At 64.6% G+C, this 24,197-nt stretch carries 25 protein-coding genes; 8 read left to right on the top strand and 17 right to left on the bottom strand.

Going from position 1 to position 24,197, the window contains the following annotated elements; translation table 11 throughout:
* Positions 1-145: 145 nt before the first annotated feature.
* The 9 genes from LB528_RS15660 to LB528_RS15620 form a co-directional block, all read right to left on the bottom strand.
* On the bottom strand, positions 146-610 hold the full coding sequence (locus tag LB528_RS15660; protein WP_224512357.1) for a cytochrome c-type biogenesis protein: 465 nt from the start codon (positions 608-610) through the stop codon (positions 146-148).
* The gene (locus tag LB528_RS15655) at positions 607-2,592 is read right to left on the bottom strand and encodes a heme lyase CcmF/NrfE family subunit (RefSeq protein WP_224715436.1); all 1,986 of its coding nucleotides are present in this window, start codon (positions 2,590-2,592) and stop codon (positions 607-609) included. Before LB528_RS15655 ends, LB528_RS15660 begins: the two co-directional genes overlap by 4 nt.
* Positions 2,593-2,655: 63 nt before the next feature.
* Entirely contained in the window at positions 2,656-3,096 is a 441-nt protein-coding gene (gene ccmE, locus LB528_RS15650) for a cytochrome c maturation protein CcmE (RefSeq protein WP_140845772.1), read from the bottom strand.
* Positions 3,097-3,100: 4 nt separating this feature from the next.
* Complete coding sequence (gene ccmI, locus LB528_RS15645; RefSeq protein ID WP_224512352.1) at positions 3,101-4,237, bottom strand: c-type cytochrome biogenesis protein CcmI; 1,137 nt, start codon at positions 4,235-4,237, stop codon at positions 3,101-3,103.
* A gap of 130 nt (positions 4,238-4,367) precedes the next feature.
* Positions 4,368-4,805, bottom strand: coding sequence for a hypothetical protein (locus LB528_RS15640; RefSeq protein WP_224512350.1), 438 nt, complete (start codon positions 4,803-4,805; stop codon positions 4,368-4,370).
* The gene (locus LB528_RS15635) at positions 4,802-4,945 is read right to left on the bottom strand and encodes a hypothetical protein (protein WP_224512348.1); all 144 of its coding nucleotides are present in this window, start codon (positions 4,943-4,945) and stop codon (positions 4,802-4,804) included. The genes LB528_RS15640 and LB528_RS15635 overlap by 4 nt, the downstream gene beginning before the upstream one ends.
* Positions 4,942-6,330: an ATP-binding protein gene (locus tag LB528_RS15630; RefSeq protein WP_224715435.1), complete on the bottom strand. Its 1,389-nt coding sequence runs from the start codon at positions 6,328-6,330 to the stop codon at positions 4,942-4,944. Before LB528_RS15630 ends, LB528_RS15635 begins: the two co-directional genes overlap by 4 nt.
* Before the next feature lie 22 nt (positions 6,331-6,352).
* Positions 6,353-7,018, bottom strand: coding sequence for a response regulator transcription factor (locus LB528_RS15625; RefSeq protein WP_040991360.1), 666 nt, complete (start codon positions 7,016-7,018; stop codon positions 6,353-6,355).
* Positions 7,019-7,081: 63 nt separating this feature from the next.
* Entirely contained in the window at positions 7,082-7,381 is a 300-nt protein-coding gene (locus LB528_RS15620) for a hypothetical protein (protein ID WP_224512345.1), read from the bottom strand.
* Positions 7,382-7,591: 210 nt separating this feature from the next.
* Here LB528_RS15620 and LB528_RS15615 point away from each other — a divergent pair, with 210 nt between their 5' ends.
* Positions 7,592-7,978, top strand: a complete 387-nt coding sequence (locus tag LB528_RS15615) for an ester cyclase (protein WP_224715434.1) — start codon at positions 7,592-7,594, stop codon at positions 7,976-7,978.
* A 167-nt stretch (positions 7,979-8,145) separates the two neighbouring features.
* On the opposite strand, the gene LB528_RS15610 is transcribed toward LB528_RS15615, so the two are convergent.
* The 3 genes from LB528_RS15610 to LB528_RS15600 form a co-directional block, all read right to left on the bottom strand.
* Positions 8,146-8,553: a DUF3168 domain-containing protein gene (locus LB528_RS15610; RefSeq protein ID WP_224512341.1), complete on the bottom strand. Its 408-nt coding sequence runs from the start codon at positions 8,551-8,553 to the stop codon at positions 8,146-8,148.
* 142 nt (positions 8,554-8,695) lie between these two features.
* Positions 8,696-10,249, bottom strand: a complete 1,554-nt coding sequence (locus tag LB528_RS15605) for a trimethylamine methyltransferase family protein (protein ID WP_224715433.1) — start codon at positions 10,247-10,249, stop codon at positions 8,696-8,698.
* 12 nt (positions 10,250-10,261) lie between these two features.
* Positions 10,262-12,673 carry an FAD-dependent oxidoreductase gene (locus LB528_RS15600; protein ID WP_224715432.1) on the bottom strand — a complete coding sequence of 804 codons (2,412 nt, stop codon included), beginning with the start codon at positions 12,671-12,673 and terminating at the stop codon, positions 10,262-10,264.
* Between the two features lie 111 nt (positions 12,674-12,784).
* Here LB528_RS15600 and LB528_RS15595 point away from each other — a divergent pair, with 111 nt between their 5' ends.
* From LB528_RS15595 to LB528_RS15575, 5 genes are all read left to right on the top strand, one after another.
* The gene (locus LB528_RS15595) at positions 12,785-13,423 is read left to right on the top strand and encodes a TetR/AcrR family transcriptional regulator (RefSeq protein WP_224715431.1); all 639 of its coding nucleotides are present in this window, start codon (positions 12,785-12,787) and stop codon (positions 13,421-13,423) included.
* Between the two features lie 169 nt (positions 13,424-13,592).
* Positions 13,593-15,749 carry a transglycosylase domain-containing protein gene (locus LB528_RS15590; RefSeq protein WP_224715430.1) on the top strand — a complete coding sequence of 719 codons (2,157 nt, stop codon included), beginning with the start codon at positions 13,593-13,595 and terminating at the stop codon, positions 15,747-15,749.
* A gap of 80 nt (positions 15,750-15,829) precedes the next feature.
* Positions 15,830-16,414 (top strand): DUF1214 domain-containing protein, encoded by a 585-nt coding sequence (locus tag LB528_RS15585; protein WP_224512332.1) that lies wholly within the window; start codon positions 15,830-15,832, stop codon positions 16,412-16,414.
* Complete coding sequence (locus LB528_RS15580; RefSeq protein WP_224512330.1) at positions 16,407-16,955, top strand: DUF1254 domain-containing protein; 549 nt, start codon at positions 16,407-16,409, stop codon at positions 16,953-16,955. Before LB528_RS15585 ends, LB528_RS15580 begins: the two co-directional genes overlap by 8 nt.
* 393 nt (positions 16,956-17,348) lie before the next feature.
* Positions 17,349-18,356, top strand: a complete 1,008-nt coding sequence (locus LB528_RS15575) for a DUF2336 domain-containing protein (RefSeq protein ID WP_224715429.1) — start codon at positions 17,349-17,351, stop codon at positions 18,354-18,356.
* A gap of 5 nt (positions 18,357-18,361) precedes the next feature.
* On the opposite strand, the gene LB528_RS15570 is transcribed toward LB528_RS15575, so the two are convergent.
* From LB528_RS15570 to LB528_RS15560, 3 genes are all read right to left on the bottom strand, one after another.
* A complete protein-coding gene (locus LB528_RS15570) occupies positions 18,362-18,709 on the bottom strand; it encodes a DUF1491 family protein (protein ID WP_224715428.1) in 348 nt (115 codons plus the stop codon).
* Between the two features lie 71 nt (positions 18,710-18,780).
* Entirely contained in the window at positions 18,781-19,572 is a 792-nt protein-coding gene (locus tag LB528_RS15565; protein ID WP_224512325.1) for a peptidoglycan-binding protein, read from the bottom strand.
* Positions 19,547-21,280: a sensor histidine kinase gene (locus tag LB528_RS15560; protein ID WP_224512322.1), complete on the bottom strand. Its 1,734-nt coding sequence runs from the start codon at positions 21,278-21,280 to the stop codon at positions 19,547-19,549. Before LB528_RS15560 ends, LB528_RS15565 begins: the two co-directional genes overlap by 26 nt.
* Before the next feature lie 554 nt (positions 21,281-21,834).
* Between LB528_RS15560 and LB528_RS15555 the strand changes: the two genes are divergently transcribed.
* Together LB528_RS15555 and LB528_RS15550 are read left to right on the top strand one after the other, a co-directional pair.
* Positions 21,835-22,245 carry a DUF5330 domain-containing protein gene (locus LB528_RS15555; protein ID WP_224512321.1) on the top strand — a complete coding sequence of 137 codons (411 nt, stop codon included), beginning with the start codon at positions 21,835-21,837 and terminating at the stop codon, positions 22,243-22,245.
* A 157-nt stretch (positions 22,246-22,402) separates the two neighbouring features.
* Positions 22,403-22,831, top strand: coding sequence for a SufE family protein (locus LB528_RS15550; protein ID WP_224512661.1), 429 nt, complete (start codon positions 22,403-22,405; stop codon positions 22,829-22,831).
* Between the two features lie 75 nt (positions 22,832-22,906).
* Here LB528_RS15550 and LB528_RS15545 read toward each other — a convergent pair whose 3' ends face one another.
* Both LB528_RS15545 and LB528_RS15540 read right to left on the bottom strand, forming a co-directional pair.
* Positions 22,907-23,332, bottom strand: a complete 426-nt coding sequence (locus tag LB528_RS15545; RefSeq protein WP_224715427.1) for a MucR family transcriptional regulator — start codon at positions 23,330-23,332, stop codon at positions 22,907-22,909.
* 420 nt (positions 23,333-23,752) lie between these two features.
* Complete coding sequence (locus LB528_RS15540) at positions 23,753-24,121, bottom strand: SH3 domain-containing protein (RefSeq protein ID WP_224512659.1); 369 nt, start codon at positions 24,119-24,121, stop codon at positions 23,753-23,755.
* Positions 24,122-24,197 lie beyond the last annotated feature (76 nt).

Raw genomic sequence — 24,197 nt, 5'->3', positions numbered from 1 at the left:
ATGCGCGGGATCACGAGGTCAAAATGACCAAAGGCCGTACCAACGAACTCGAGTCTCAGTCGAATCGGGGACCAAGACGATCGAAAGCATCAAGCGCACGATAGCCAAGGGCGGTTGCGATCAATCGCCAAGCTCGGCGATGGCGCTAGTCGCGCAGCATCTTATCCAGCGCCGCCTGTTCCTCGGCGCTCAGGTTGCTGTCCGGCACAGTTCGGCGCGAGCGGGCGCTGAATACGATGAAGATGCCACCTGCGATAAGCAGGAGCACCGGCGTGCCCCACAAAAGCGCGTTGCGCAGGCTGAAGCGCGGCTTCAAGAGCACGAACTCTCCGTAGCGCGAGGCGACGTAATCCATCACCTGCTGGTCGGTGTCGCCGGCCACGAGGCGCTGGCGCACTAGGATGCGCAGGTCGCGGGCAAGATCGGCGTCGGATTCGTCGATCGACTGATTCTGGCAGACCATGCAGCGCAGACCTTCCGACAGCACGCGCGCCCTCGCCTCCAGCGCAGGATCCTGCAACACTTCGTCGGGCTTCACCGCCTGTGCCGCGCCGCCGAAAAACAGCGCCAGCAACAGGACCAGCGAGGCAAGTGAAAACCTCGCCCTCATGTCGGGTCCGCCAGGGCTGCGGCCGGTGTTCGCCGCTTTGCCGGCGCGCCGACGCGCAGGCGGCGGTCGAGCAGCGACATGGCCGCGCCCGCCATCATCACCAAGCCGCCACCCCATATCAGCGTCACCAGCGGCTTCCACCACAGGCGCACGACGACCGAACCGTCATTGTTCTCGTCGCCGAGCGACAGATAAAGCTGGCTCAATCCAATCGTCCTGATGCCGGACTCGGTCGTCACCGTCTGGCGCACCGGGTAGAAGCGTTTTGCGGAGTTGATCGCGCCATCGGCGTTGCCGTCGGCGCCCAGCAGCAGGAAGCGGCCGCGATCCTCGGTGAAGTTCGGACCTTTCTGCGGGGAGAGCCCTTCGAAACGCAGCGTGTGGCCGGAGAGTTCCACCGTTTCGCCAGGGCGCATAGAGAGGATCTTCTCGGTGCCGAAGCAGAGCGTGCCGACGATGCCGAGCAAGGTCAGCCCGAGGCCGAGATGGGCCAATGCCGTGCCGAAGACGGAACGCGGCAGGCCGGCGAAGCGACGAAGCATGACGGCCGGCGCCACGGAGCCGAAGCCGGATTTGACGGCAAGGTCGGTCAGCGCGCCGCCGACCAGCCAGACGGCAAGACCGACGCCGAGGGCGGCAAAGACAGAGGCACCGTTGATGAACAGGCCGGTGACCAGCATCGCGGCGATCGCCAGGGCGAAGGCCGCTATCAGCCGCTGCGAAGCGGCAATGGCGTCGCCGCGTTTCCAGGCAAGCAAGGGGCCGAACGGCACGATCGCGAGCAGCGGCAGCATCAGCGGGCCAAAGGTCAGATCGAAGAACGGCGCGCCGACCGAGATCTTGCCGCCGGTCAGCGCCTCCAGCGCCAGCGGGTAGAGCGTGCCGACCAGCACCGTTGCCGTGGCGGTGGTGAGGAACAGGTTGTTCAGCACCAGCGCGCCCTCACGCGAGATCGGATGGAACAGGCCGCCCGCCGTCAGCCGCGAGGCGCGCAGCGCAAACAGCGTCAGCGAGCCGCCGATGAAGAGCGTGAGGATGCACAGGATGAAGACGCCGCGCGCCGGGTCGGTGGCAAAGGCGTGCACCGAGGTGAGCACGCCGGAACGCACCAGGAAAGTGCCGAGCAGCGACAGCGAGAAGGTCAGAATCGCCAGCAGCAGCGTCCAGATCTTCAGCGCCGAACGCTTTTCCATGACGATCGCCGAATGGAGCAGCGCGGTGCCCGCGAGCCACGGCATGAAGGAAGCGTTTTCGACCGGATCCCAGAACCAGAAGCCGCCCCAGCCGAGCTCGTAATAGGCCCAGTAGGAACCCATGGCGATGCCGCCGGTCAAAAACATCCAGGCGACAAGCGTCCAGGGCCGCACCCAGCGTGCCCAGGAGGCGTCGATACGACCCTCGATCAGCGCCGCGACGGAGAAGGAGAAGCAGATCGAGAAGCCGACATAGCCGAGATAAAGCATCGGCGGGTGGATCGCCAGGCCGAGGTCCTGCAGGATCGGGTTGAGGTCGCGGCCTTCAATCGGCGCCGGATTGAGGCGGATGAACGGGTTGGACGTCGCCAGGATGAACAGGAAGAAGGCGGCGCCGATCATGCCTTGCACAGCCAGCACATTGGCCTTGAGCGTCGCCGGCAGATTGTTGCCGAAGACGGCGACCAGCGCGCCGAAGAAGGTCAGGATCAGCACCCACAGCAGCATCGAGCCTTCGTGGTTTCCCCAGGTGCCGGTGATCTTGTAGATCATCGGCTGCAGCGAATGGGAGTTCTCCCACACGCTCGCCACCGAGAAGTCCGAGCCCGCATAGGCGCTTGCAAGGGCGGCGAAGGACAGTGCGGTCAACGCGAAGCCGGTGACCGTGACCGGACCGCCGACCGCCATCAGCCGCTGGTTGCCGGTGCGGGCGCCGACGAGCGGCACCATCATCTGCACCAGCGACAGCGCGAAGGCGAGCACAAGCGCGAAATGTCCGGTTTCGACCATTAGTTCACCTTTGCCGCAGGTTCTGGCCGCAAAACCGCTTGGCACTTTTGCGGAACCTGCTCATCAGTTCGTGCTTTCCTGCCAGACGCCCTTGGCCTTCAGGCCGTCGGCGACTTCCTTCGGCATGTAGCGCTCGTCGTGCTTGGCCAAGACGCTGTCGGCAACGAAGACGCCGTCCGGGCCGAAGGCGCCCTCGGTGATGACGCCCTGCTCCTCGCGGAACAGATCGGGCAGGATGCCGGTATAGGTGACCTTGACCGATTTCTGCTTGTCGGTCACCGAGAAGGCGACGGTGGCGCCCTGCCCGCGCATGATGGTGCCCTTCTCGACGAGACCGCCGAGCCGGATGCGCTGGCCGGGCGGCACACTCGCCGTGGCGAGATCGGCCGGCATGTAGAAATAGGAGGCCTTCTGTCCCAGCGCATAGAAGGTGAGCCCGGCAGCGGCACCGAGGAAAGCCAGCCCCGCCAGGATCACCGACATCCGCTTCTGCTTGCGCGTCATTGCCTTACTCCGTCGCCGTCACGCCGAGCGAGGCGGCGAAGGCGGTGAATTTCTTGGCCTGTTCACTGTCCGCGCCAAAGGCGGCGACAGCGCGGCCGAGCGCGTCGCGCGCCTGGTCGGCCTTGCCAAGCACGACATAGGAACGGATGAGCCGCATCCATCCTTCCTCGTCGCGGGGATTCTGCTTCAATTTGCCGTCGAGACCGGCGACCATGGTCTCGATCATCGCCTGCCGGTCCTGCGGCGACATCTGCTGCGCGGCTTCCACCTGTTGCGCGTCGGGGCCGTTGGCCGGCGCGGCATCGGCGACAGCGGACTCCCCGGCCTCGACAAGCGCCTGCTGGACGGCGCTGCGCCAAGGCGAATCCGGCGCGAGTTGGCCGAGCATCTTTTGCCAGGTGGCAACGGCATCGGCCTTCTTGCCTTCCTGGGCGAGGCCCACCGCCAGGTAGAAATTCGCCTTGGCGTTGGCCGGATCGAGCTTCAGGGCTGCCTCGAAGGCTTTTTGAGCGTCGGCCGAAACGATGCCGCCTGCAGCGCCGGCGATCGCCTCGCCAAGACCCGACTGGCGCACGGCGCTGTCGCCGTCGAGGCGGATGGCGTTGCGGTAGGCGGTCACGGCGTCAGGAAAGCGCTGCAGCCGAAGATAGATCGGCGCCAGCACGTCCCAACCCTTGCCGTCCGACGGATTGGCGGCGAGATGGGCTTCAGCGCGGGCGACCAGTTCGTCGACCGAGGAATCGGCCGGGTTCTTGGCCAGACGTTCGGCAAGCGGCTGCGAAGGCAGATCGGGAGAGCCGAGCATGCCGTAAAGCCCCCAGCTCAGCAGGGGAACCGCAAGCACGGCCACGCTGGCGACCCATCTGGCGCTGCGCGAGGGCTTGGGCATTGCGGCGCCCGGTTGCACAGCCGCGCCCAGACGCAGGATGCGGCGGCCGATCTCGGCACGCGCCTCCTCGGCCTCGCCGGGCTGGATCAGGCCGCGCGCCATGTCGCGGTCGAGCTCGGACAGCTGGTCGCGATAGACTTCGAGATCGTGATCGCCGGCCGGCGACGCGCCTTTCATGCCGCCGGTAAGCGGCAACAGCACCGCCAGGCTGGCGCCCAGCGTGAGGATTGCGGCTATGACCCAGAACAGCATGCCCATTCCAATAACGGCAGAGCCCTGTCCTGCCAACACGACCAGCGTGCGACGCTTTGACGGCGGGCGCGCCGCCCGGCCTTGAACGAACTCAACCCGAGCAAATAATTAGGCAGGCCCGGCTTGTCTTCTAGCTCAGCGGCGTCCAGCTGCCGTCGGCGTTGCGGCAGGCCGTGCCGCGCGCGGTGACGCCCGCGCCGCTTGTATAGACGGTGTGGGTGTACTGGCGGCAATCCTGCGAGCCTACCCGGTAGGGCTGGGCCGCGACGACCTCGCCATAATGCGAGGAGTTGTCGCTCTTCCACGTCACCTTCTGGCCACTGGTGTTGTATTCCAGCGCCTTGTATTCCGCTTCCAAGCCCTTGCGCTTTTCGGCATCGCTGAGGCCCGAGCCGATCGACCCGCCGATGAGCCCGCCATTCATGGCCGAAACGATGCTGGTCGATACCTTGCCGCCGGTCGGCGGCGTGGAAACAGGCGTGACAGGAGAGGTCGGGCCACCCTTGCCCAGCGTCGTGCAGCCGGAAATAGCGAGCAGGGCGGAAACGAGCGCGACGCGAATCTTCATGCCGACAACCGGTTCTCTTCAGCGGGATGGAACTGGATGGACTGGGGGCGCGCCATCAGGAGGTTTTCATCGCCATAGTGTTGATATTTGTCGGAAATTTGGCCATTGGCAGCCGCACGCAAACCGATGAAAAACATCACTGAAGGCTCCGCAATCTCACCACCACCCTCAAGCCGCCCATGCCGGACCGTTCCAGCGCCAGCGAGCCTCCATACTCGTTGACGAGGTCGGCGACAATGGCAAGGCCAAGCCCCGTTCCCGGCTTCGTCTCGTCCAGTCTTTTGCCACGCTTCAATACCTCCCGGGCGCTGTCCTCGGGAATGCCCGGACCGTCATCCTCTATAACGATCTCAAACAGGTTGCCGCTCCCCGAAATAGTGGCGATCGTCACGGCAACAGAACTCTTTGCCCATTTCATCGCATTGTCGAGCAGATTGCCGAGCAGTTCCTCGAGATCCTCGCGCTCACCCGCAAAGACGATCTCGGCCGACGGCAGGGACAGCGTCAGCACGGTTTGCGGGTTGAGCTTGCGCAGAACGCGCACCATGCGCTCGACCAGCGGCGAAACCGGCGTGCGGAAGACGACGCTGTCGCGCTGCGCGGCGACACGCGCGCGCTGCAGATAGTGGTCGACCTGTTTCTGCATGGAGGCAGCCTGCTCGGCGATCAACTGGCCCTTGGCGCCGCCGAGCGCGCGCCCTTCGTTGATCAGCACGGCCAAAGGCGTCTTCAGCGAATGGGCAAGGTTACCGACCTGCGTGCGCGAGCGCTCGACGATGCGCCGGTTGTTCTCGATCAGCGCGTTGGTCTCGCTGGCCAGCGGCTCGATCTCGGCCGGGAAGCTGCCGTCGAGCCGCTGCGCGGTGCCTTCGCGCACCATGGCCAACGCGTTGCGGACCCGGCGCAAAGGCTGGAGACCCAGCAGAATGGCGATAGCGTTGATGGCGATCATGCCGACGCCGAACAGCGAGAGATAGGTGAGCAGGCGGCGCTGGAAGCTCGCGATCTCCTGTTCGAGCTCGCTGTGGTTGCCCATGACGCGGAAGCGGGCCGCGCGGTTCTTGGCGTCCAGCACGAACTCGCTCTCGAACACTTCGAGCCGCTCGCCCTTGATGCCTGCCATCGAGTAGCTGCGCTGGAAATTCGCGTTGAAAGGCACCTCCGCCACGCTCGGCGACGGCAGCGAGGTCGTCATCGAGGAGGAATGGATTTCGCCATGCACGCCTTCGGAGGCGGGCTCCACCGACCAGTACCAGCCGGAATTCGGCTCGGAAAAGCGCAGGTCGCCAAGGTCGGGCGAGCCGGTCAGCGCGCCGCTGTCGGAAATGCCGACGGAGCCGATCAGGTTGAACAGATGCGCCGAAAGCAGGCTGTCGAAGCCGCGTTCGCTGGCCTGGCGGTAAAGCGTGGTGATGAGGGTGAAGATGACGACCAGCGTCAGGATCGCCCAGATGGTTGAGAAGGCGATGACGCGAAAGGTCAGCGAGCGCGGCCAGAGCCGCAGCCTTGAAAGCCACGTTCTCATCGTTGGCTTCAGCGGTTCCGCGTCACGCCTCCGGCTCACGCATGCGATAGCCCATGCCACGCACGGTTTCGATCATGTCGATGCCCATCTTCTTGCGAAGTCTGCCGACAAACACCTCGATGGTGTTAGAATCGCGGTCGAAATCCTGGTCGTAGAGATGCTCGACCAGTTCGGTGCGCGACACCACCTCGCCCATATGATGCATCAGATAGGCGAGCAGCCGGAACTCGTGCGAGGTGAGCTTGAGCGGCACGCCGTTCACGTCGGCCTTGGACGCCTTGGTGTCCAGCCGCAGCGGTCCGCAGGTAAGCTCGGACGAAGCATGGCCCGCCGCGCGACGGATCAGCGCCCGGACCCGGGCCAGCACCTCCTCGATATGGAAGGGCTTTGTCACATAATCGTCGGCGCCGGCGTCGATGCCGGCGACCTTGTCGCTCCAGCGGTCACGCGCGGTGAGGATCAGAACCGGCATCTTGCGGCCGCCGCGGCGCCAACGCTCGACGACGCTGATGCCATCCATCTGCGGCAGGCCGATATCGAGGACCACGGCATCGTAAGGCTCGGTGTCGCCGAGGAAGTGCCCCTCCTCGCCGTCATAGGCGCGGTCGACCACATAGCCGGCATCGACCAGCGCTTCGGCCAGTTGCCGGTTGAGATCCTTGTCATCCTCGACGACGAGCACGCGCATGGGTTGAAGCCTGTTGTTGGGTAGAGGTATAGGCCGATTCCGCCGACCAGGGAAACGAGAGGGTCAGCCCATCGGAACGACGATTTCCGAGCGGCGCGGACGCTGTCCATCCTTACCGGGAACGAGCACGACGATGACGCAGACCTGCTGGCCGCCCCGCGTCACCTGCGAGGCCTTGGCCAACGTACCGCCATTCTGCGCGGCGACCTGCTGGCCGATCGCGTAGCAATCGTTGGCGGCAAGCACGACCGGTTGGTCGACCGACGGGTCGATGACCGGCATCGCCGTCGTCTGCGACACAAAGAGGCCGGCTGCGGCAAGCGCCAGCGCTGCTTTGCGGAGGTGAAAGCCAAAATTTTTCATGATCACGGTTCTAACGCATATGGGCTGAACGTGAAATGAACGGTGAACGATCGAAAATCCATGCCCGCCATTCCCCCTGCGCGTGCGGCCCCAATCCCGGCTTTGAATTCATAACCGGAAAAACAGTCGATCCGCTACGCTCTTTGGCCTGCCCATTCCGCCCCCCGCGCTACCTAGTGTAGAAACGCCGAACGGCCATGGGAGGATGCGATGACGCGCGAGGATATTGTCGATCTCTACCGGGGCTACATCGCCTGCCTGAATGACCAGGACTGGGGCAGTCTCGGCCGCTTCGTCGGCGAGGAGGTGCAGTATAATGGCGAGACGATCGGCCTTTCGGGCTATCGCCGCATGCTTGAGGGCGATTTTGAGGCCATTCCCGACCTGCGCTTCAACATCGAGCTGCTGATTTCGGAGCCGCCGCGCTTGGCGGCGCGCCTGCATTTCGACTGCCGGCCTAAGGGCGTGCTGTTCGGCCTGCCGGTCCACGGCAAGCGCGTCAGCTTTGCCGAAAACGTGTTCTACGAGTTCCACGACAGCCGCATAAGGGAGGTCTGGTCGGTCATCGACAAGGCCGCGATCCAGGCGCAGCTTTAGGGTGTGTTGATATTCAGGTGAGGCCGGCCTGCAAATGCCGGCTTCCTCCGCTTCCGGTGCTCACGTACCTTAAGTACGCTCCGCTCCGGTTCTCGGAAGCCACCTAGTTTGGTCGCTTCGCGCCCGTCTTCGACTCCGGCTCGGCCTGACCTGAATCTCAACACACCCTATGCGCTTTCCTGGGTCAGCGCGCGGAAGCGCAGCAACCCGTGATAGACCGCAAGGTCCTCGTCATAGCGCGCCTCGGCAAATTCCAGCGACAGCCGCGTCTGGCTGCGCGAGCCGATGGAAAGGGCGGCGCCATCGAGGCGCGCCTTGATACTGTCCATGATGAGGCGCGTCTCGGCCTCGCCTTGGGCTTTCGACCAGATATGCAAGGTGACAAGCTGGTCATTGTCATTGTCGGCGCCGGTCTCGAGGTCGAAGGCGCTGGTGCGGCCGTAGGTGACATGCGGATAAGCGGTCTTGGCGTCTGCACGCTCGAGCAGGCCCGCGCCGCCGAGCAGCGCCGACAGCGACGCGTCGGTTTTCAGCCTCAGGAACAAGGCCTGCATCAAATCGCCAGGCGCCGTCATCTACCGTCCATCGCCAAACATGTCTCCGCGCCACGCCAATCTCCGGCAACGTAGCCGCGCTCGCGATCCGATGCCAGATCGCGAATCGTCCCAGCTATAACGTGAACGGCGAAGGTCTCGAATTTGTTACGTTTTCGTCAAATCACGACACCGGAGCCGCGCCGCCTTCTTCGGTGCGCTTGGCAATGAACTCGTCGAGCACACCCGCAGTGGCGGCGGCGGAGGCTGGCGGCTGGAAGTCGGCGAGGATCCGCTTCCAGATGCCGGTCGCGCGCTCCGTCGCCGTCTTCGAACCGGATTGCGTCCAGTTGCCGAAATTCGACCAGTCGGCGACCAGCGGCTCGTAAAAGGCGGTGCGGTAGCGGGCCATCGTGTGCGCGGCCGAGAAGAAATGACCGCCGGGCTGCACTTCGGCAATCGCTTCGAAGCCGATGGCGTCGGCGTCGCCCGGCGTCGTGGCGCAAAGCTCGGCGACCGTCTGCAGCGCTTCGACATCGGTGATCAGCTTTTCCAGGGAGACGCTCAGGCCGCCTTCCAGCCAGCCGGCGGAGTGGATGCAGATGGTGGCGCCGGCCAACACCGAGCCCCATAGCGCGAACTGCGTCTCGTGCGCGGCCTGCGCATCGGAGACGTTGGCCGCGCTGCCGCCGCCGGAACGCCAAGGCAGGCCTGTATAGCGGGCGAGCTGCCCCGCCCCAAGCGTCGCCTTGATGTGTTCCGGCGTGCCGAAGGCCGGCGCGCCGGACTTCATGTCGACATTGGAGGAGAAGGAGCCATAGACCACCGGCGCGCCGGGCCGCACGATCTGGGCCAACGTCAACCCGGCCAGCGCCTCGGCATGCTGCAAGGTCAGCGCGCCGGCGACTGTGATCGGCGCCATGGCGCCGGCCAGGCAGAAAGGCGTGATGACCAGGACCTGGCCGGCCTTGGCGAAGTCGATGATGCCCTGCGCCATCGGGATGTCCAGCTGGCGCGGCGAGTTGGTGTTGATGACGGTGTAACAGTGGGCGCCGGCGCGGAACTCGTCGTGCGAAAGGCCACGCGCCAGGCGGATCATCTCGAAACCGTCCTCGACCTGCGGCGTGCCGCGCGCAAAGATGAAGGGGAACTTGTCCGACAGCGTCAGTTGCGCGCGGTTGACGGCATAGTGGCGCAAGCGGTTGTCGATGTCCTGCGGCTCGACGCAGGGCCCGAGCATGTGCAGCACGTCGAAATGCTGGACCAGCTTGACGAATTCCTCAAAAGCCTGGAGCGTGCCCGGCCGGCGTCCCCGCTCGAGATCGGTGACATTGGGGGCGCCGGAGCCGGCCAGAAAGGTCATCGAGCCGAGCTCGAGCGTCAGGTCGCGCGAGCGATCGCCGCCGAGTGCCGGAATGGAGCGCGGCGCCGAAGCAAGTGCTGCCTCGACCATGTCGCGGCCGATCCTGACCATCTGGCTGTCTTCGTCGACCAAAGCACCGGCCTTGGCGTAAATGGCGCGGGCCTCGGGCAGCAGCACCTTGATGCCGAGCTCTTCCAGCACGCGCAGCGCGGTATGGTGGATGTTCGCGACCTGGTCGTCGGAAAAGATCGGCTGCGGCAGGAAGGGGTTCTTCAGCGACCGGTAGTTCGGGTGCCGGCTCGATTCGCTGCCCGCCTCGCCGGTGCGTCCCCGCCGGCGCTCGCGCCTGAGATCACGTGCGGCCTCATCGATCATGGCGGTTCCTCCTCATTGCCGCATCCCCTTGCCTTCGGGGTCGTAGGGCGAGGCCGCGATGACGCGCGCCGGCCGTTCGACCCCGACAATGTGTACGGAAAGCTCGGTCCCCTCCCCGGCGAAACCGTCATCGACCAACGCCAGGGCGATGCTCTTGCCGATGCTGTAACCGTAGCCGCCGGAGGTGACGAAGCCGACGCGCCGGCCTTTGGACCAGACCGGCTCGAAGCCGCTGGCGTCGGCGTCGAAAGCGTCGACCTCAAGCGTCACGATTCGTCGCGAGACGCCGGCTTCGCGCTCTTTCAGCGCCGCCTCGCGGCCGATGAAACCGCCCTTGTCGAAAGCGATGAAGCGGTCGAGGCCGGTCTGGCCGGGTGTGTAGCCTTGCGTGAACTCGCGCGACCAGATGCCAAAGCTCTTTTCCAGCCGGAGCGAATTCAGGGCGTAATAGCCGATCTCGGCCAGGCCGAGATCCTCGCCGGCGGCGAGCAGCGTTTCGCGCAGGCCCGAATGCAGGGTGGCCGGGCAGTTGATCTCGAAACCGAGCTCGCCGGCGATGGACAGCCGGGCCACCCGGGCGTGCACCATGCCGATGTCGAATTCGCCGCAAGCCATGAACGGCAAGGCTGCCGCCGAGACGACCTGATGCGTGGTGCGTTCGACGATCCGGCGTGCGTTACGACCGGTGACAAGGAAGCCGGACATGGCGTCCGAGATGTCGGTGACGGAGACGCCTTCGGTAATGTGCGCCTCGAACCAGCGCATGTGGAATTCGCGCAAATAGTAGGAGCCCATGATCCAGTATTCGCCGCGGCCCCAGTTGAGCACAGTGAGGTCGCCCTTCAGCCTGCCGTCGGAGCCAAGCATCGGCGCCAACTTCGCGCGGCCGGGCTTCGGCAGCCGGCAGGCAAGCAGCCGGTCGAGCCAGGCCTCTGCACGGGGGCCCGACACAGCGTAGCGCGAGAAGGCCGTGGTATCGACAAGGCCGGCGGCGCGGCGGACCTGAAGCACCTCGTCGCCGACGATCTCGAAAGCATTGGAGCGCTTCAGCGTCGTCTGCTCCCGAAACCCCATCGGCGCGAAATAGGCCGGAATTTCCAGACCCCATGAGGCTGTCCACTCGGCCCCGGCGGCGCTCATACGGTCATAGGCGCCGGGACGCTTCAGCGGCCGGCCGGCAGACAGGCGCTCGTTGGGGAAGGTCATGACGAAGCGGCGGGCATAGAACTGGCCCGTGGTTTGCCGGAGATACTCGCGGTTGGCGGCGAAGGCGCCGTAGCGGGCGATGTCCATGCCGAAGATATCGGCTTGCGGCTCGCCATAAATCATCCATTCGGCCAACGACTTGCCGACGCCGCCGCCCTGGCTGAAGCCGGCCATGACGCCGCAGGCGACCCAGTAGTTCCTCAGCCCTCTGACCGGGCCGACCAGCGGATTGCCGTCCGGCGTGAAGGTGAAGGCGCCGTTGACCCATTTGCGGATGCCGACCGTGCCCAGACATGGAAAGCGCTCATAGGCCTTGGCAAGCTCGGGACTGATGCGATCGATATCCTCCGGGATCAGCTCGATGCCGTAATCCCAGGGCGCACCGTCCATGTTCCAGTGTTTCGGGTTCTGCTCGTAGACGCCAAGCAGCACGCCCTTCCGTTCCTGGCGAAGATAGGAGAAGCCGTCGAGATCGACGGCCAGGCCGAGTTCCTTGTCGAGGGCGGCGATTTCCGGAATGTCCTCGGTGACGAAATAATGATGCTCCATCGGCGTCACCGGCAGGTCGACGCCGGCCATCAGCCCGACCTGCTTGGCCCAAAGACCGCCGGCGTTGACAACGTGCTCGGCGACGATCGTGCCCTTCTCGGTGACGATGTCCCAGCCGCCGTCGGCGCGCTGCATCAGCTCGACGACGCGGTTGCGCAGGATGACGTCGGCGCCGCGCTTCTTCGCGGCGCCGGCATAGGCGTGTGTTGTGCCATAGGGGTCGAGATGGCCCTCGTTGGAATCATAGAGCCCGCCCAGCACGCCATTCACATCCACGATCGGGCAGATCTCCTTGATTTCCTCCGGCGTCACCAGTCGCGCGGTCTCGATGCCGATCGACTGGAATACCGCCCAGGCCGATTTCAGCCACTCCCAGCGCTGCGGGTCGCTTGCCATGTTGACGCCGCCTGTCATGTGCAGACCGGCATTCTGGCCGGATTCGGCCTCGATCTCGCGATAGAGCTTGATCGTGTAGTCCTGCAGCGCCGCGATATTGGGATCGGCGTTGAGCGCGTGGAACCCGGCCGCGGCATGCCAGGTCGAGCCCGCGGTCAGCTCGGCGCGCTCGATCAGTGCCACATCGCGCCAGCCAAAACGCGTCAAGTGATAGAGCACCGAGGCGCCGACCACGCCTCCTCCGATGACCACTGCCCGGTAATGCGACTTCACGAGCCTCTCCCTCTCGTTGGAGGCCCTCACGATATATCTCTTGGACATCTGTGTCTAGACACTTCTGTCCAGAGCTTGCGCGCCGCCCCGTACCGTGCCACTTGTTCGGCCATGACGATGACAGTTCCCCAGGACGAGCCGGCGCCCGGCAATATCAAGGTGACCCGCGCGGACTGGATCAACGTCGCGCTGCAGACGTTGATTTCCGACGGCATCGAGAGCGTGCGCGTGCTGACGCTGGGACAGAAGCTCCGCGTCTCGCGCTCCAGCTTCTACTGGTATTTCGAAAGCCGGCAGGACCTGCTCGACCAGTTGCTCAAGCATTGGCACGAGACCAACACCGCGGCGATCGTCGAGCGTGCCCGCCGGCCGGCCGACACCATCATCATGGGGGTGATGAACGTCTTCGAATGCTGGGCCGACGAGCGCCTGTTCGACCCGCGGCTCGACTTCGCCGTCCGCGAGTGGGCAAGGCGCTCCGACGATGTGCGGCGCATGATCGACAAGGCCGACGAGGAGCGTCTGCTTGCCATACGCGACATGTACCGCCGGCACGGCTATGAAAGCGAGGACGCCTTCATCCGCGCCCGCGTCCTCTACTACATGCAGATCGGCTATTACGTGCTCGACCTCAAGGAACCGGTAGAGGCGCGCGTCAGCCATCTCGCCGCGTATCTGCGCTCCTTCACCGGCCAGGAACCAACCGAAGCGGATGTGGCGCATTTCATGCGCTTCATCGCGGCGCGGTGATATCGATCGGCCGTTAACGGCCCGCGCACCTCCAATCAACAAAGCTTGTGCTGTGACTTCGCTGCCCTTGTGAGCGGTGATAAAATGGTCGAATAGTTTGACAGGGTGCCACCCTGAAACTGCCCGCATGCTGTTTTCGGGCGAAAGCGCGTTGGGGCGGAAGTCTGGAATGGCAAGTCCTTCGAAACCACGCAAGAGAAGAGGCCGGATCGCCTCGGCGGCTCTTGCCGTCGACGCGTGGCTCGATTCCTCGCTCTATGAGATCAGCTTCAAAGCGCGCGAATTCTGGGAAGCGGCGACCATCTTTTCCCGCCGTTTCCGTGTGCGTGGCTGGCGCCGCGCCATCATCGAGGTGCTGAGCGAAGGTTTCACCATGGGCGCCGGCGGCTTCGTGGTGCTGTTGGCGCTCGCCATGCCGGCCTTCGACATCACCGCCGGCGACTGGCGCAGTCAGGGCGATTTCGCCGTGACCTTCCTGGACCGCTACGGCAACGAGATCGGCCAGCGCGGCATCATCCAGCGCGATTCCGTGCCGGTCGACGAGATGCCCGATATCGTGATCAAGTCGGTGCTGGCGACCGAGGACCGGCGTTTCTTCGACCATTACGGCATCGACATTCTCGGCCTGTCGCGCGCGCTCTTCGAGAATATGCGCGCCAATTCGGTGGTCCAGGGTGGCTCCAGCATCACGCAGCAGCTCGCCAAGAACCTGTTCCTGTCCAACGAGCGCACGTTGGAGCGCAAGATCAAGGAAGCCTTCCTGTCGCTATGGCTGGAAGCGAACCTGTCCAAGAAGGAGATCCTGCAGCTCTATCTCGACCGCGCCTATATGGGCGGCGGCACGTTCGGCATCGAGGCGGCGGCGGATTTCTATTTCGGCAAAAGCGTCAAGGATCTAAGCCTTGCCGAAGCGGCGATGCTGGCCGGCCTGTTCAAGGCGCCGACCAAATACGCCCCGCACATCAACCTGCCGGCGGCGCGCGCACGCGCCAATGTGGTGTTGTCCAACCTGGTCGACGCCGGCTTCATGACCGAGGGCCAGGTACTGCAGGCGCGGCTGCATCCGGCCGACGTCGTCGACCGCGGCGAGCAGAAGAGCCCGGATTATTTCCTCGACTGGGCCTTCGACGAGGTGAAGAAGATCGCCAAGCCCGGCCAGCATTCGTTGGTCGCCCACACCACTTTCGACGCCAACATCCAGAAGGCCGCGGAAGAGTCGGTCGAGTTCCATCTCCGGCAGTTCGGCAAGGAATACAACGTCACCGAAGGCGCGGTGGTGGTGATCGAGACCAATGGCGCGGTTCGCGCCATCGTCGGCGGCCGCGACTATGGCACCAGCCAGTTCAACCGCGCCACCAAAGCGCTGCGCCAGACCGGCTCCTCCTTCAAGCCCTATGTCTACGCCACCGCGATGGAGCATGGCTTCACGCCGGATTCGGTCGTTTCGGGCGGCGCGATCACATGGGGCGGCTGGTCGCCGCACAATTACAATGGCGGCTCGGCCGGCAATGTCACGCTGATCACGGCGATCGCCAAATCGATCAACACCGTGCCGGTGCGGCTCGCCAAGGATTACCTGGGCATCGGTCCGATCAAGGCGATGGCGGAATCGATGGGCGTCGAATCGCCGCTGGAATCGCACAAGACCATGGTGCTCGGCACATCGGGCATGACGGTGATGGATCAGGCCACCGGCTACAGCGTCTTTGCCCAGAACGGTTTCGTCGGCTCCCGCCATGGCATCACCCAGCTCGTCACCCGCACCGGCGAGGTGGTCTATGACTGGGCCAAGGATGCGCCGCCGCCGCACCGCGTGCTGTCGGAAAAGGCACTGAAATACATGAACACGATGCTGGCGGCGGTGCCGGCGATCGGCACGGCACGGCGCGCCCAGCTTCCCAATATCGTCGTCGCCGGCAAGACAGGCACCACGCAATCCTATCGCGACGCCTGGTTCGTCGGCTTCACCGGCAATTACACGGCCGCGGTCTGGCTCGGCAACGACGACTTCACGCCGACCAACAAGATGACCGGCGGCACGCTGCCGGCGATGGTCTGGCAGCGGCTCATGGTCTATGCGCACCAGAACATCGACCTGAAGCCGATCCCCGGTCTCGATCATCCGTGGGTCGATCCGGAGGTCGCGGCCAAGGCAGAGGAAGCGGCAAAGAAGGAAGCCGACGCGGCGGCAGCGCAGGCCGAGGCCGAACGCCCGCCGGTGCTTTCGAGCCGCACCAGCCAGACCCTGCGGGACATGACCAAGGCGTTCCAGGCCGCGCCGGTACTGGACGCCCCCACTCCGCCGGAGACGCTTTCGGCGCTTTAGGGCGGCGCTTGCGCGAAGCCGGCTTGCCACAACACCCCGCGCCGCGATATCCCGGGCAATCTCCTCTATCTGCGGCTCTCATGCTCAAGAACGCCATCCTGACGCTGCTTTCGCTTGCCATAGCCATCGGGCTTGGCGGCTACAGCGTCTGGTATGCGCTCAACGCGCAGGACGGCGTCGGCGCGATCCGCATCGGCCAATGGACCGCTTTCCCCGAAGTCGGGACTTTAGCCGCCGACCCCTACTCCAAAGCGCGTGTGGCACGCGAGGGCGTGCTGGCGCTCGGCCAGGCCGAGGGGCTTGCGTTCGTCGCCGAGCGCGACGATGCGGGCGAGCCGCTGAAACGCGAATGCACCTACACGATCGAAGGCGGCTATCCCACCGCCCGTTTCTGGACGCTCTACGCCGCCGACCAGTCGCTTGGCGTGATCGACACAGGCAAGCCGAGGCAGTCGGCGCTGCAATCCTACGAAGTGCTGCGCCGGCCCGACAATTCCGTCGTCATTTCCGTCGGCAGCCGACCGGCTCCCGGCAACTGGCTGCTGACCGGCGGCTCCGGCAAGATGTATTTCGTGCTGACCTTCTACGACACGCCGATCGCCTCGAGCACCGGCCTCTCGGACGTCACGCTGCCGCGCATCCTGAAGGCGGGGTGCAATGCGTAGGCTGCTGCATGCCCTGATCCTCGGCCTGCTCGGCGCCGGCATCGTGCATATCGTGGTGCTGTTCCTGGTGCCGGAATTTTCCGAACGCGATGCCTGGTCGCGGCTGGCGATGACATCCGACCTCTACAAGATGAGGCGGCTGGACGCCGAGGCCGGCGGCGCGCCGGTGGTGAAATCGGTCGACCCGCTGTTTTATGCCGCCGCCTGCCGGTTCGACCTTGCCGACGGGGTGGTCAGGATCAGGGCGCCGGGCGACGTGCCGTTCTGGTCGGCCTCGGTCTACGACCGCAACGGCCACAACATCTATTCCTTCAACGATCATAACGCCAATGGCGAGAAGCTCGACGCGGTGGTGCTGACGCCGGCGCAGATGATCGACGTGCGGCGCGGCCTTCCGGAGGATCTGCAGGGCGCGATCTTCGTCGAAGCGCCGATCGAGGAAGGCATTTTCGTCGTCCGCGCCTTCGTGCCGGACGAGAGCTGGAAACCGATCGTGTCACGCTTCCTCGAGCAGAGCGCCTGCGAATTGCAGGACTACTGAGAAAACTCGATCAGTGATGCGGCTTGGCAGGTGGCGGGGAGCCTGGCCTGTCGGAGCCGCTTTCGCCCGGCCGGGCCTCATCGGCCTGCGGATGCAACTCATAACGGACGCCGGGGAAAATGATGACCGCCGCCGCCGTCGCGGCGTCGTGACTTGCTCGATTTATAGGTGCCGCACGCGGCACAAAAGACAGGACCATGCCCATGGTTCGCGCATTCCTCTCGGTTTGACCGGAGCACAACGCAACGCCTCCAAGTTGATTAAGGGCGTAGAGGGTTAACGGAGCGCTAACGGATCGCGGCTAATTTGATGTTTGTCTTTCCTGAAGATGCCAAAACCGGCCCGGCCGGATTGCGCGGTTCGGGCGTGTGTCGAGTATCGGGCGTATCCTCCGTGTCATCTTCGGATTTCAGGCAAATCGCTATCCGGACCGAAGCGGGAAAGGCCGAAAGGCTGTTCCGCGCCGCGGTGTCGGCCTTCTGTTCGCTGACGCGTCCCTCGCGCCGCGAGATCGCCCAGTTGGAGGACCTGACGCTGCCGCTGTTCGATGAGGTGTCGGTCGGGTCGCGCCGCTACGTCGCCGCAGCCCTTTCCGAATGCGACTACGCGCCGACAGCCCTGGTGCGGCGGCTGGCCGAGGAGCCGGTCGAGATCGCGGCACCTTTGCTCACCCGCTCCAACGCGCTGAGCGACATCGACCTCATCGCGCTGATCGGCCGGCACGGACTGCCGCACGCGCGCGCCATCGCACGCCGCAAGGAGCTCAACCCGACGATCGCCGACCTGATCCGCGCGCTGGAAAGACCGACGCTGGTCAAGACGCGGCCGCCGGAAACGGTCACGAAGCTCACACCGAAACCGGAGCCCGTGGCCAAGGCGGACACCGACCGTCCCGCGACCGGCGAAGCAGCGGAGAACGCGCGGCGCCGCCTGCGCTCGATGATGCGCCGGACCGGCGACACTGCCGACGTCAACACCTTCCTCGGCCAGCCGGCCTATGTGAAACTGCGCGAGACGGCGCTGACCGGCAACGCGGCCTTCTTCCAGACCGCGCTTGCCGATGCGCTGGGGATCGACTTCGCGACGGCACGCTCGGTGACCGGGCAATCGAGCTATGGCGCATTGCTTGCGGCGCTGCGCGCCCTCGACCTCAGCGAAGACAGAGCTTTCCTGATCGCGGTCGCGGTCTATCCCGGCGAGTTCCCGCATCCGCAGGCGATCCGCCTGTTCCTCGACCGCTACCGGCTGCTGCATCGCGAGGCGGCGCTGGACAAGGTACGCGCCTGGAAGGCCGAGACTCTTTCGCGGGCGATCCGCGGCGATGCTCCCGATGCGGTGGACATCGAAGGCCGCGAAGCCTCGAACAGCGACGAGGCGAGTGCCGGCCTCAAGGCATCCTGACGCGATCAATCCGCCTTCACGGAAAGAAGCTCTTCGACGGGAACGGTCCCGCCCTCGATCTCGATCACCCAGATGTCGGGATCGAATTTCTTCTCCCGCTCCAGCCGCGCATCGAAGGACGAGCCATCGTCGCTCGCACCGAGGGCGACGAAGAAGCGCTCATCGGGCTTGGCCGAATCGTAGCTCGTCTGCGGCGCCGGTCCATAGAGGGCGACCTCCCCCAGACGTCCGCGCGACAGCACGAAGACAGCCCCCGCCTCGGTCGCGCCGCGCTTGACCACGGCGGCAAAACCGCCGGCACTGAAGACGCGGCGCACAAGAGCCGAGACCCAGAGGTCGGTGGTTACGCGCATGGGAGATTTCCGGACGGCATGCGCGGTTTATTACAGCAAGGATGAAGGAACCGAAACGACCTTACCGCCGCTCAATTCGTCAGGCCGATCTGACGCATCTTGACGTAGACCGCTTCGTCCGGCTCGCCGGTCTCGGGCAGGCCGAACAAGGCCTGGAATTCCTTGATCGCGGCCTTGGTGCGGGCGCCGACCTTGCCGTCGAGCTGCATGTCGTTGTTGCCGAAGGCCTTCAGGCCGGCCTGGATCTTGACGATGCGGGCATCGGGCGACTGCGTGGCGCCATCCGCCGGGGCGGAGACCGGGATCGCCGACGGCCGGGCGGCGGAAATGTTGGCGGCGCCATCGGCCGGCCGCGGCGCCGGGTGGGGAATGGCCGCCGTCGTCTGGCGGGCGCCAAGCTGGTCGAGCAGCGCTCCGTCGATCTCACCCGACCCCGGCAGCCCGACTTTCAGCTGATAGGCCTGAATCGCCTTGCGCGTGGCCGGGCCCGTAAGGCCGTCCACCGTGCCGTCGTAGAAGTTGAGATCCTTCAGAATGGCCTGCACCTGTTGGACGACCGGGTCCGGCTTGGCCGCGGGCGGCGGCGGCGGCTGGCGCACGATGTTGATGGTGGTTTCCGGTTCGTTGGAGACGGTGTGCGGGAAATTCTCGATGCTGCGGGTGGCAAAGAAGGCGCCGGTATGCGGAAAAGGCTGATACCAGAGCGCATTGGCCGAGACGTAGAACAGCGTCACCAGGAAGGCGGTCGAGCCGCCGACCAGGACCGGATTGCTTGCGATCAGCTGGCCGACCGCGACCGCGCCTTCGGCAAGCACGCCGCGCTCGGGTTCGACCACCTTAGGCCGTTTTGCGGAGCGAGCCATTTCTCTCCCCATGTCTGTCCCCCTTCGGCTTCGCCGGCATGGCCAGCACGCCGGAAGGCGCGCCGGAATGCTGCTTAGGCCCGCTTACCGGCAGACCGATCGTCACCGTGGTGCCCTCACCCGGTGCGCTCTCGATGGACATCGTGCCGTCGTGCAGCGCCACCAGGCCCTTGACCAGCGATAGGCCGAGCCCGGTTCCCTCGAAACGGCGCGTGTAATCGTTCTGGATCTGCATGAACGGCTTGCCGAGATTGGCCATGTCCTCCTCGGCAATGCCGATGCCGGTGTCGCTCACCCAGAAATGGAGGCGCGAGCCGACGCGTTTGGCGCCGATCACCACGCTGCCGCCGTCGGGCGTGAACTTCACCGCGTTCGAAGCGAGATTGATCAGAATCTGCTGCACGGCGCGGCGATCGGCATTGATCTCGCCCGCATCCGGCGCGATCTGCGTGGCAAGAACTATGCTCTTGGCGTCGGCCAGCGGCCGCATCATCGAGCGGCACATGTCGACCGCCTCGACGAAGCGGAACGGCTCCAGCTCGGTCGCATAGGCGCCCGCCTCGATGCGCGAGACGTCGAGGATCGAGGTGACGACCGATAAAAGATGCTGGCCGGACTCCCTGACCAGGCCGACATATTCCTTCTGGCGCGGGTCCTTGAAGGCGCCGAACATCTCATGGAGCAGCATGTCGGAAAAGCCGATGATGGCGTTGAGCGGCGTGCGCAGCTCGTGGCTGACCACCGCGAGGAAGCGGCCTTTGGCCACTTCGGCGGTCGCGGCCGCCTCCCTCGCTTCCACCAGCTCCTCGCGAAGTGCTGCAACATCGTCGTTTTCGCGCAGGACCAGGGTGAAGACGTCGCGGTCGGCTTCGCCGCGCAGCAGCTCGAGGCTGAACGGGCGGAAATTGTCGGCCGCGCTCGAACCCTCGCGCGGCAAGCGGATGCGCAGGTCAAGCCGACCCTTCGGCGCGCCCTCGCGCATGTCGGCCAAGGTGGTGAGATAAGCGACGCGGTCGGAAAGATGGACGCGGTCGAACAGGCCGGTGCCGAGCAGGAGCTCCGGTGCCAATTTGAGGATCGAGCGCGCCTTGGCGGACGCATCGAGCACGTCGCCCTGGCGCCCGACGCGCAGGACGACGGCGTCGATGACGTCCTCGAGACGATCGCCGGCAGGTTCCACCAGCCGCGAGCCTGCCGGGTTGGCGAAGGCGACGGCCCGCGGCAACAGCGTCAGCGCCCAGGCGAGCGGCAGCAGCCAATGCCAGGTGGCGATCTCGCCGAGCGGCAGGAACTGCCCGGCAAAGGGCTGCAGCACGATGGCGGCAAGCGCCGCCAGTGCACTCGACAGAGCGGCGCGCCGCGATCCCGAGACCCACCAGGTCTCGACCGGCAAGGCGACGGCGAGCAGTGCGACCGGCGAGGCCAATCCGCCCGCCGCGGCAATAGCGCCGGCAAGGGCGAGGCCGCCCAGCACGACCGCCATGCGGCCGGCGAGCGCCATATGGCCGGTGGCGGCCACCAGAAGCGCCGCGAACCAGCACAGGCCGAACGCGGCAAAGATCGCGGCTATCGTGACGGCCGCGCCGAGGCTGGACGTGACAAGCGTGACCGCGGCACCCGCGGCAAGGAAGGGCGCGGCGAGCATGACGCCGATGAAGCGGCGCTGGCGCAAGCGTTCGGCCTCACCCGTCACGGTCGGGTGAACCATGCGTTCGCAGCCAGCGGAAACCGCGCCGGGCAATTGAACGTATTTGGCTGAAATAGAACTCAACGCACGCATACCCGGTCGTAAAAAACCTGCCTGGCAGGTGACTCATCAATCGGCTTGAAACTCGCATCCACCGTTTAAGGAATGGATAAGGCTGGCGGGGCCCGGCGACGCGCTCATGGCAAATATTGTGATGCCGGCCTCGCAAAGCACGCCGAGTTGCCGCCATGGTAAACGGCGGGTTAGCCGCGAAGCCTGTGGCAAAGCGGGCCGCCACTTGATCCGGCTAACTTCTGACAGGAATAAAACCGTTTAATAGCAACGAGATATATGGTTATCATAAAGTTAATGCGTTCGATGAGATTCGAGGCAAGTCCGTTTCAAAACCAATTCCTTTCGAATTTGCCTAAAATTTGAGGAAAATTGGCGGCTTCGATGCAAGCCGTCCTTTGCGTGACTATGCCATTATCGTGCCCATAAAAGAGGTCATGCCAAGGGATGCATGATCCGTCACGGATGGATGCATCATTCATCCCGGATGAGAGGCAGATAAGATGGGCTTTCTGATCAGGATGGCTTTCTGGTTTTCGCTGGTGCTGCTGGCGCTGCCGCTCGGCGTCGGCCCGGGCGAGGACGGCCAGCAGAGCGTCGGGCCGATCCAGGCGCTGTTTGCGGCGCGCGAGGCGGTCGGCGACATTGCCGGGCTCTGCGAGCGCAAGCCCGATGTCTGCGAAACCGGCAAATCGGCCATGTACACCATTACCGTTCGCGCCAAGGAGACGGCCAAGATCGCCGCGGCCATGATCGACGACAAGCAGTCCGGGCAGCCCGGGCAGTCCGGGCAGGCAGGCACGCCTGAGACGAAGATCGCGGATCGCGCCGTCACGACCACCGGCAGTGTCGCCGAGGACATCGTGTTGCCCGCCAAGGTCAACATTCCGGTGATGTTGACGGCGAAGAACTGACTTCTTTCCGGCCGTTTTTCGGACGGAAAACCGCTACGCACTTTTCCTGGAATTGCTCTAACGCCGCGGGCCCGTCCGACCTCTCGACGCCCGCGGCGTCTTTCTTTTTCCGTGCTTTTTCCGTGACGCGGCGGTGCCGGGCCACTATATGCGGGCAATGATCACCCCGATCCAGACGATCCGCGACGACTTTGCCCTGCTCGACGAGTGGGAGGACCGCTATCGCTATGTGATCGAGCTTGGCGAAGGACTGCCGCCCTTTCCCGAGGCGGAACGCACGGCCGCGAACAAGGTGCCCGGCTGCGTGAGCCAGGTGTGGCTCACCACCGAGCAGGGCGCGGGCGCCGATCCGGTGATCCGCTTCCAGGGCGATTCCGACGCCCATATCGTGCGCGGCCTCGTCGCCATCATGCTGGCCTTGTTTTCGGGCCGGCGGGCAAGCGAAATCCAGAGCACGGACGCCGAAGCGACGCTGAAAGGGCTCGGGCTGGACGAGCACCTGTCGCCGCAGCGCGCCAACGGCCTGCGCTCGATGGTCAAGCGCATCAAGCGCGACGCGGAAGCGGCGTTGAAGCAGACGGCCTGATCTGATCCGGAGCTTCAAAAAAGCAAAACGGCGCCGCAAGGGCGCCGTAGAACTGCTTGAAAGAGCAGAAGCCTGTCAGCGGCCCTTGCGCTTGCGGCCCAGGCCCATCTTCTTGGCCAACTGCGAGCGGGCGGCCGCATAATTGGGGGCGACCATCGGGTAGTTGGCGTCGAGGCCCCACTTCTCACGGTACTCTTCCGGCGTGAGATTGTAGTGGGTCATCAAATGCCGCTTCAGCGACTTGAACTTCTTGCCGTCCTCGAGACAGATGATGTAGTCGTCATGGACGGAGCGCTTAGGGTTGACGGCCGGCTTCTGCTTCTCGGCCGACGGCTGCTCCGGCGAGCCGCCGACGCGGCCCAACGCGGCATGGACGTCGGCAATAAGGTTCGGCAGTTCCCCGACCGGCACCGGGTTGTTGCTGACATAGGCGGCGACGACATCGGCGGTCAGCTCGATCAGCGCATCACCGTTTTTCGAAGGTGTTTCGACGATTTCCATAGTGCTAAGGCCCCAACGAGAGTTGTTTCTAAAACTGCGCCCTTTTTTCTGGGATCGGGCATTGCGCGAATTTCCTTCAGGAAAGGCTCTGAGATTCGCGTCGGTTATCTTAATGACGCCGCATTGAAAGTAAGTCAATTCGCATGTTGACTTATATTGGTCGATATTCATCAACTATTGCCGATTCAGCTTCAAAAATTCGTGCGCCGTGTGACTTCGCGAGATTTTTCTGGTCAGACCAGCATGGCATGACGTTGCGTCAACCACATGTTAGACATCCGATCGCCACTCGACACGGCGTTCAATGCTTGGCTAATGCTTGGATCCCCCTTTCGACCGCACAACGAATCCTGCGGCGCAACGAAGCGCAAGGACATCGCCTTTGGCGGCTGGCTCCAACAAGGCAACGCGAGGGATGCATCAGTAAGGCGCGATGTATTTGCCGTACACCCAGCCGGTGACGAAATGACCATTCTGCGCCGGATCGTGCCAGATCTCGCACCAGCGATAGCGGATCGCCTGGCGCTGCTTCCATTGTGGCTGCCGGCCGATATCGAGCAGGTTTACGCCACCGGTGCAGCGGCCGGTCATCTGCAGCATGGTGCCGTTCGGATAGGCGGCCTGTTTCTGCGAGGTATTGGACGGGTATTTTCGCGCATTGAGCGTATCGCCGAACGGCACACCCACCACTTGCCAGGCGGCAAAGACGGTTGCATGAGACTGGCTGGAAAAAGCCAGAACGGATACTGCGACCGCAACTGCCACCGCGATAAGAACACAGGATTTCATCGTTCCCCCTTCAACTTGGCTTCTGAAGACCAACTTGGACCGCGCCCCTTGAACCGCCGCTGAGCGGCGTGTTCAT

The organism is Mesorhizobium sp. CA4 (genome assembly GCF_020165075.1).
Lineage (GTDB): Bacteria > Pseudomonadota > Alphaproteobacteria > Rhizobiales > Rhizobiaceae > Mesorhizobium.
Note: the sequence above shows the minus strand (reverse complement) of the source record. Positions and strands in the feature narration are given on the sequence as shown.

Bases quoted from the DNA above. Each gene is read 5' to 3' on its own strand.
- LB528_RS15605 (WP_224715433.1), bottom strand. From the start codon at position 10,249: ATGATCGATGAGGCCGCACGTGATCTCAGGCGCGAGCGCCGGCGGGGA.
- LB528_RS15555 (WP_224512321.1), top strand. From the start codon at position 21,835: ATGGGCTTTCTGATCAGGATGGCTTTCTGGTTTTCGCTGGTGCTGCTG.
- LB528_RS15560 (WP_224512322.1), bottom strand. From the start codon at position 21,280: ATGGTTCACCCGACCGTGACGGGTGAGGCCGAACGCTTGCGCCAGCGC.
- LB528_RS15610 (WP_224512341.1), bottom strand. From the start codon at position 8,553: ATGACGGCGCCTGGCGATTTGATGCAGGCCTTGTTCCTGAGGCTGAAA.
- ccmE (WP_140845772.1), bottom strand. From the start codon at position 3,096: ATGACGCGCAAGCAGAAGCGGATGTCGGTGATCCTGGCGGGGCTGGCT.
- LB528_RS15595 (WP_224715431.1), top strand. From the start codon at position 12,785: ATGACGATGACAGTTCCCCAGGACGAGCCGGCGCCCGGCAATATCAAG.
- LB528_RS15570 (WP_224715428.1), bottom strand. From the start codon at position 18,709: ATGCGCGTAACCACCGACCTCTGGGTCTCGGCTCTTGTGCGCCGCGTC.
- LB528_RS15640 (WP_224512350.1), bottom strand. From the start codon at position 4,805: ATGAAGATTCGCGTCGCGCTCGTTTCCGCCCTGCTCGCTATTTCCGGC.
- LB528_RS15655 (WP_224715436.1), bottom strand. From the start codon at position 2,592: ATGGTCGAAACCGGACATTTCGCGCTTGTGCTCGCCTTCGCGCTGTCG.
- LB528_RS15585 (WP_224512332.1), top strand. From the start codon at position 15,830: ATGCTCAAGAACGCCATCCTGACGCTGCTTTCGCTTGCCATAGCCATC.
- LB528_RS15620 (WP_224512345.1), bottom strand. From the start codon at position 7,381: ATGAAAAATTTTGGCTTTCACCTCCGCAAAGCAGCGCTGGCGCTTGCC.
- ccmI (WP_224512352.1), bottom strand. From the start codon at position 4,237: ATGCTGTTCTGGGTCATAGCCGCAATCCTCACGCTGGGCGCCAGCCTG.
- LB528_RS15540 (WP_224512659.1), bottom strand. From the start codon at position 24,121: ATGAAATCCTGTGTTCTTATCGCGGTGGCAGTTGCGGTCGCAGTATCC.
- LB528_RS15580 (WP_224512330.1), top strand. From the start codon at position 16,407: ATGCGTAGGCTGCTGCATGCCCTGATCCTCGGCCTGCTCGGCGCCGGC.
- LB528_RS15630 (WP_224715435.1), bottom strand. From the start codon at position 6,330: ATGAGAACGTGGCTTTCAAGGCTGCGGCTCTGGCCGCGCTCGCTGACC.
- LB528_RS15545 (WP_224715427.1), bottom strand. From the start codon at position 23,332: ATGGAAATCGTCGAAACACCTTCGAAAAACGGTGATGCGCTGATCGAG.
- LB528_RS15660 (WP_224512357.1), bottom strand. From the start codon at position 610: ATGAGGGCGAGGTTTTCACTTGCCTCGCTGGTCCTGTTGCTGGCGCTG.
- LB528_RS15565 (WP_224512325.1), bottom strand. From the start codon at position 19,572: ATGGCTCGCTCCGCAAAACGGCCTAAGGTGGTCGAACCCGAGCGCGGC.
- LB528_RS15615 (WP_224715434.1), top strand. From the start codon at position 7,592: ATGACGCGCGAGGATATTGTCGATCTCTACCGGGGCTACATCGCCTGC.
- LB528_RS15625 (WP_040991360.1), bottom strand. From the start codon at position 7,018: ATGCGCGTGCTCGTCGTCGAGGATGACAAGGATCTCAACCGGCAACTG.
- LB528_RS15550 (WP_224512661.1), top strand. From the start codon at position 22,403: ATGATCACCCCGATCCAGACGATCCGCGACGACTTTGCCCTGCTCGAC.
- LB528_RS15590 (WP_224715430.1), top strand. From the start codon at position 13,593: ATGGCAAGTCCTTCGAAACCACGCAAGAGAAGAGGCCGGATCGCCTCG.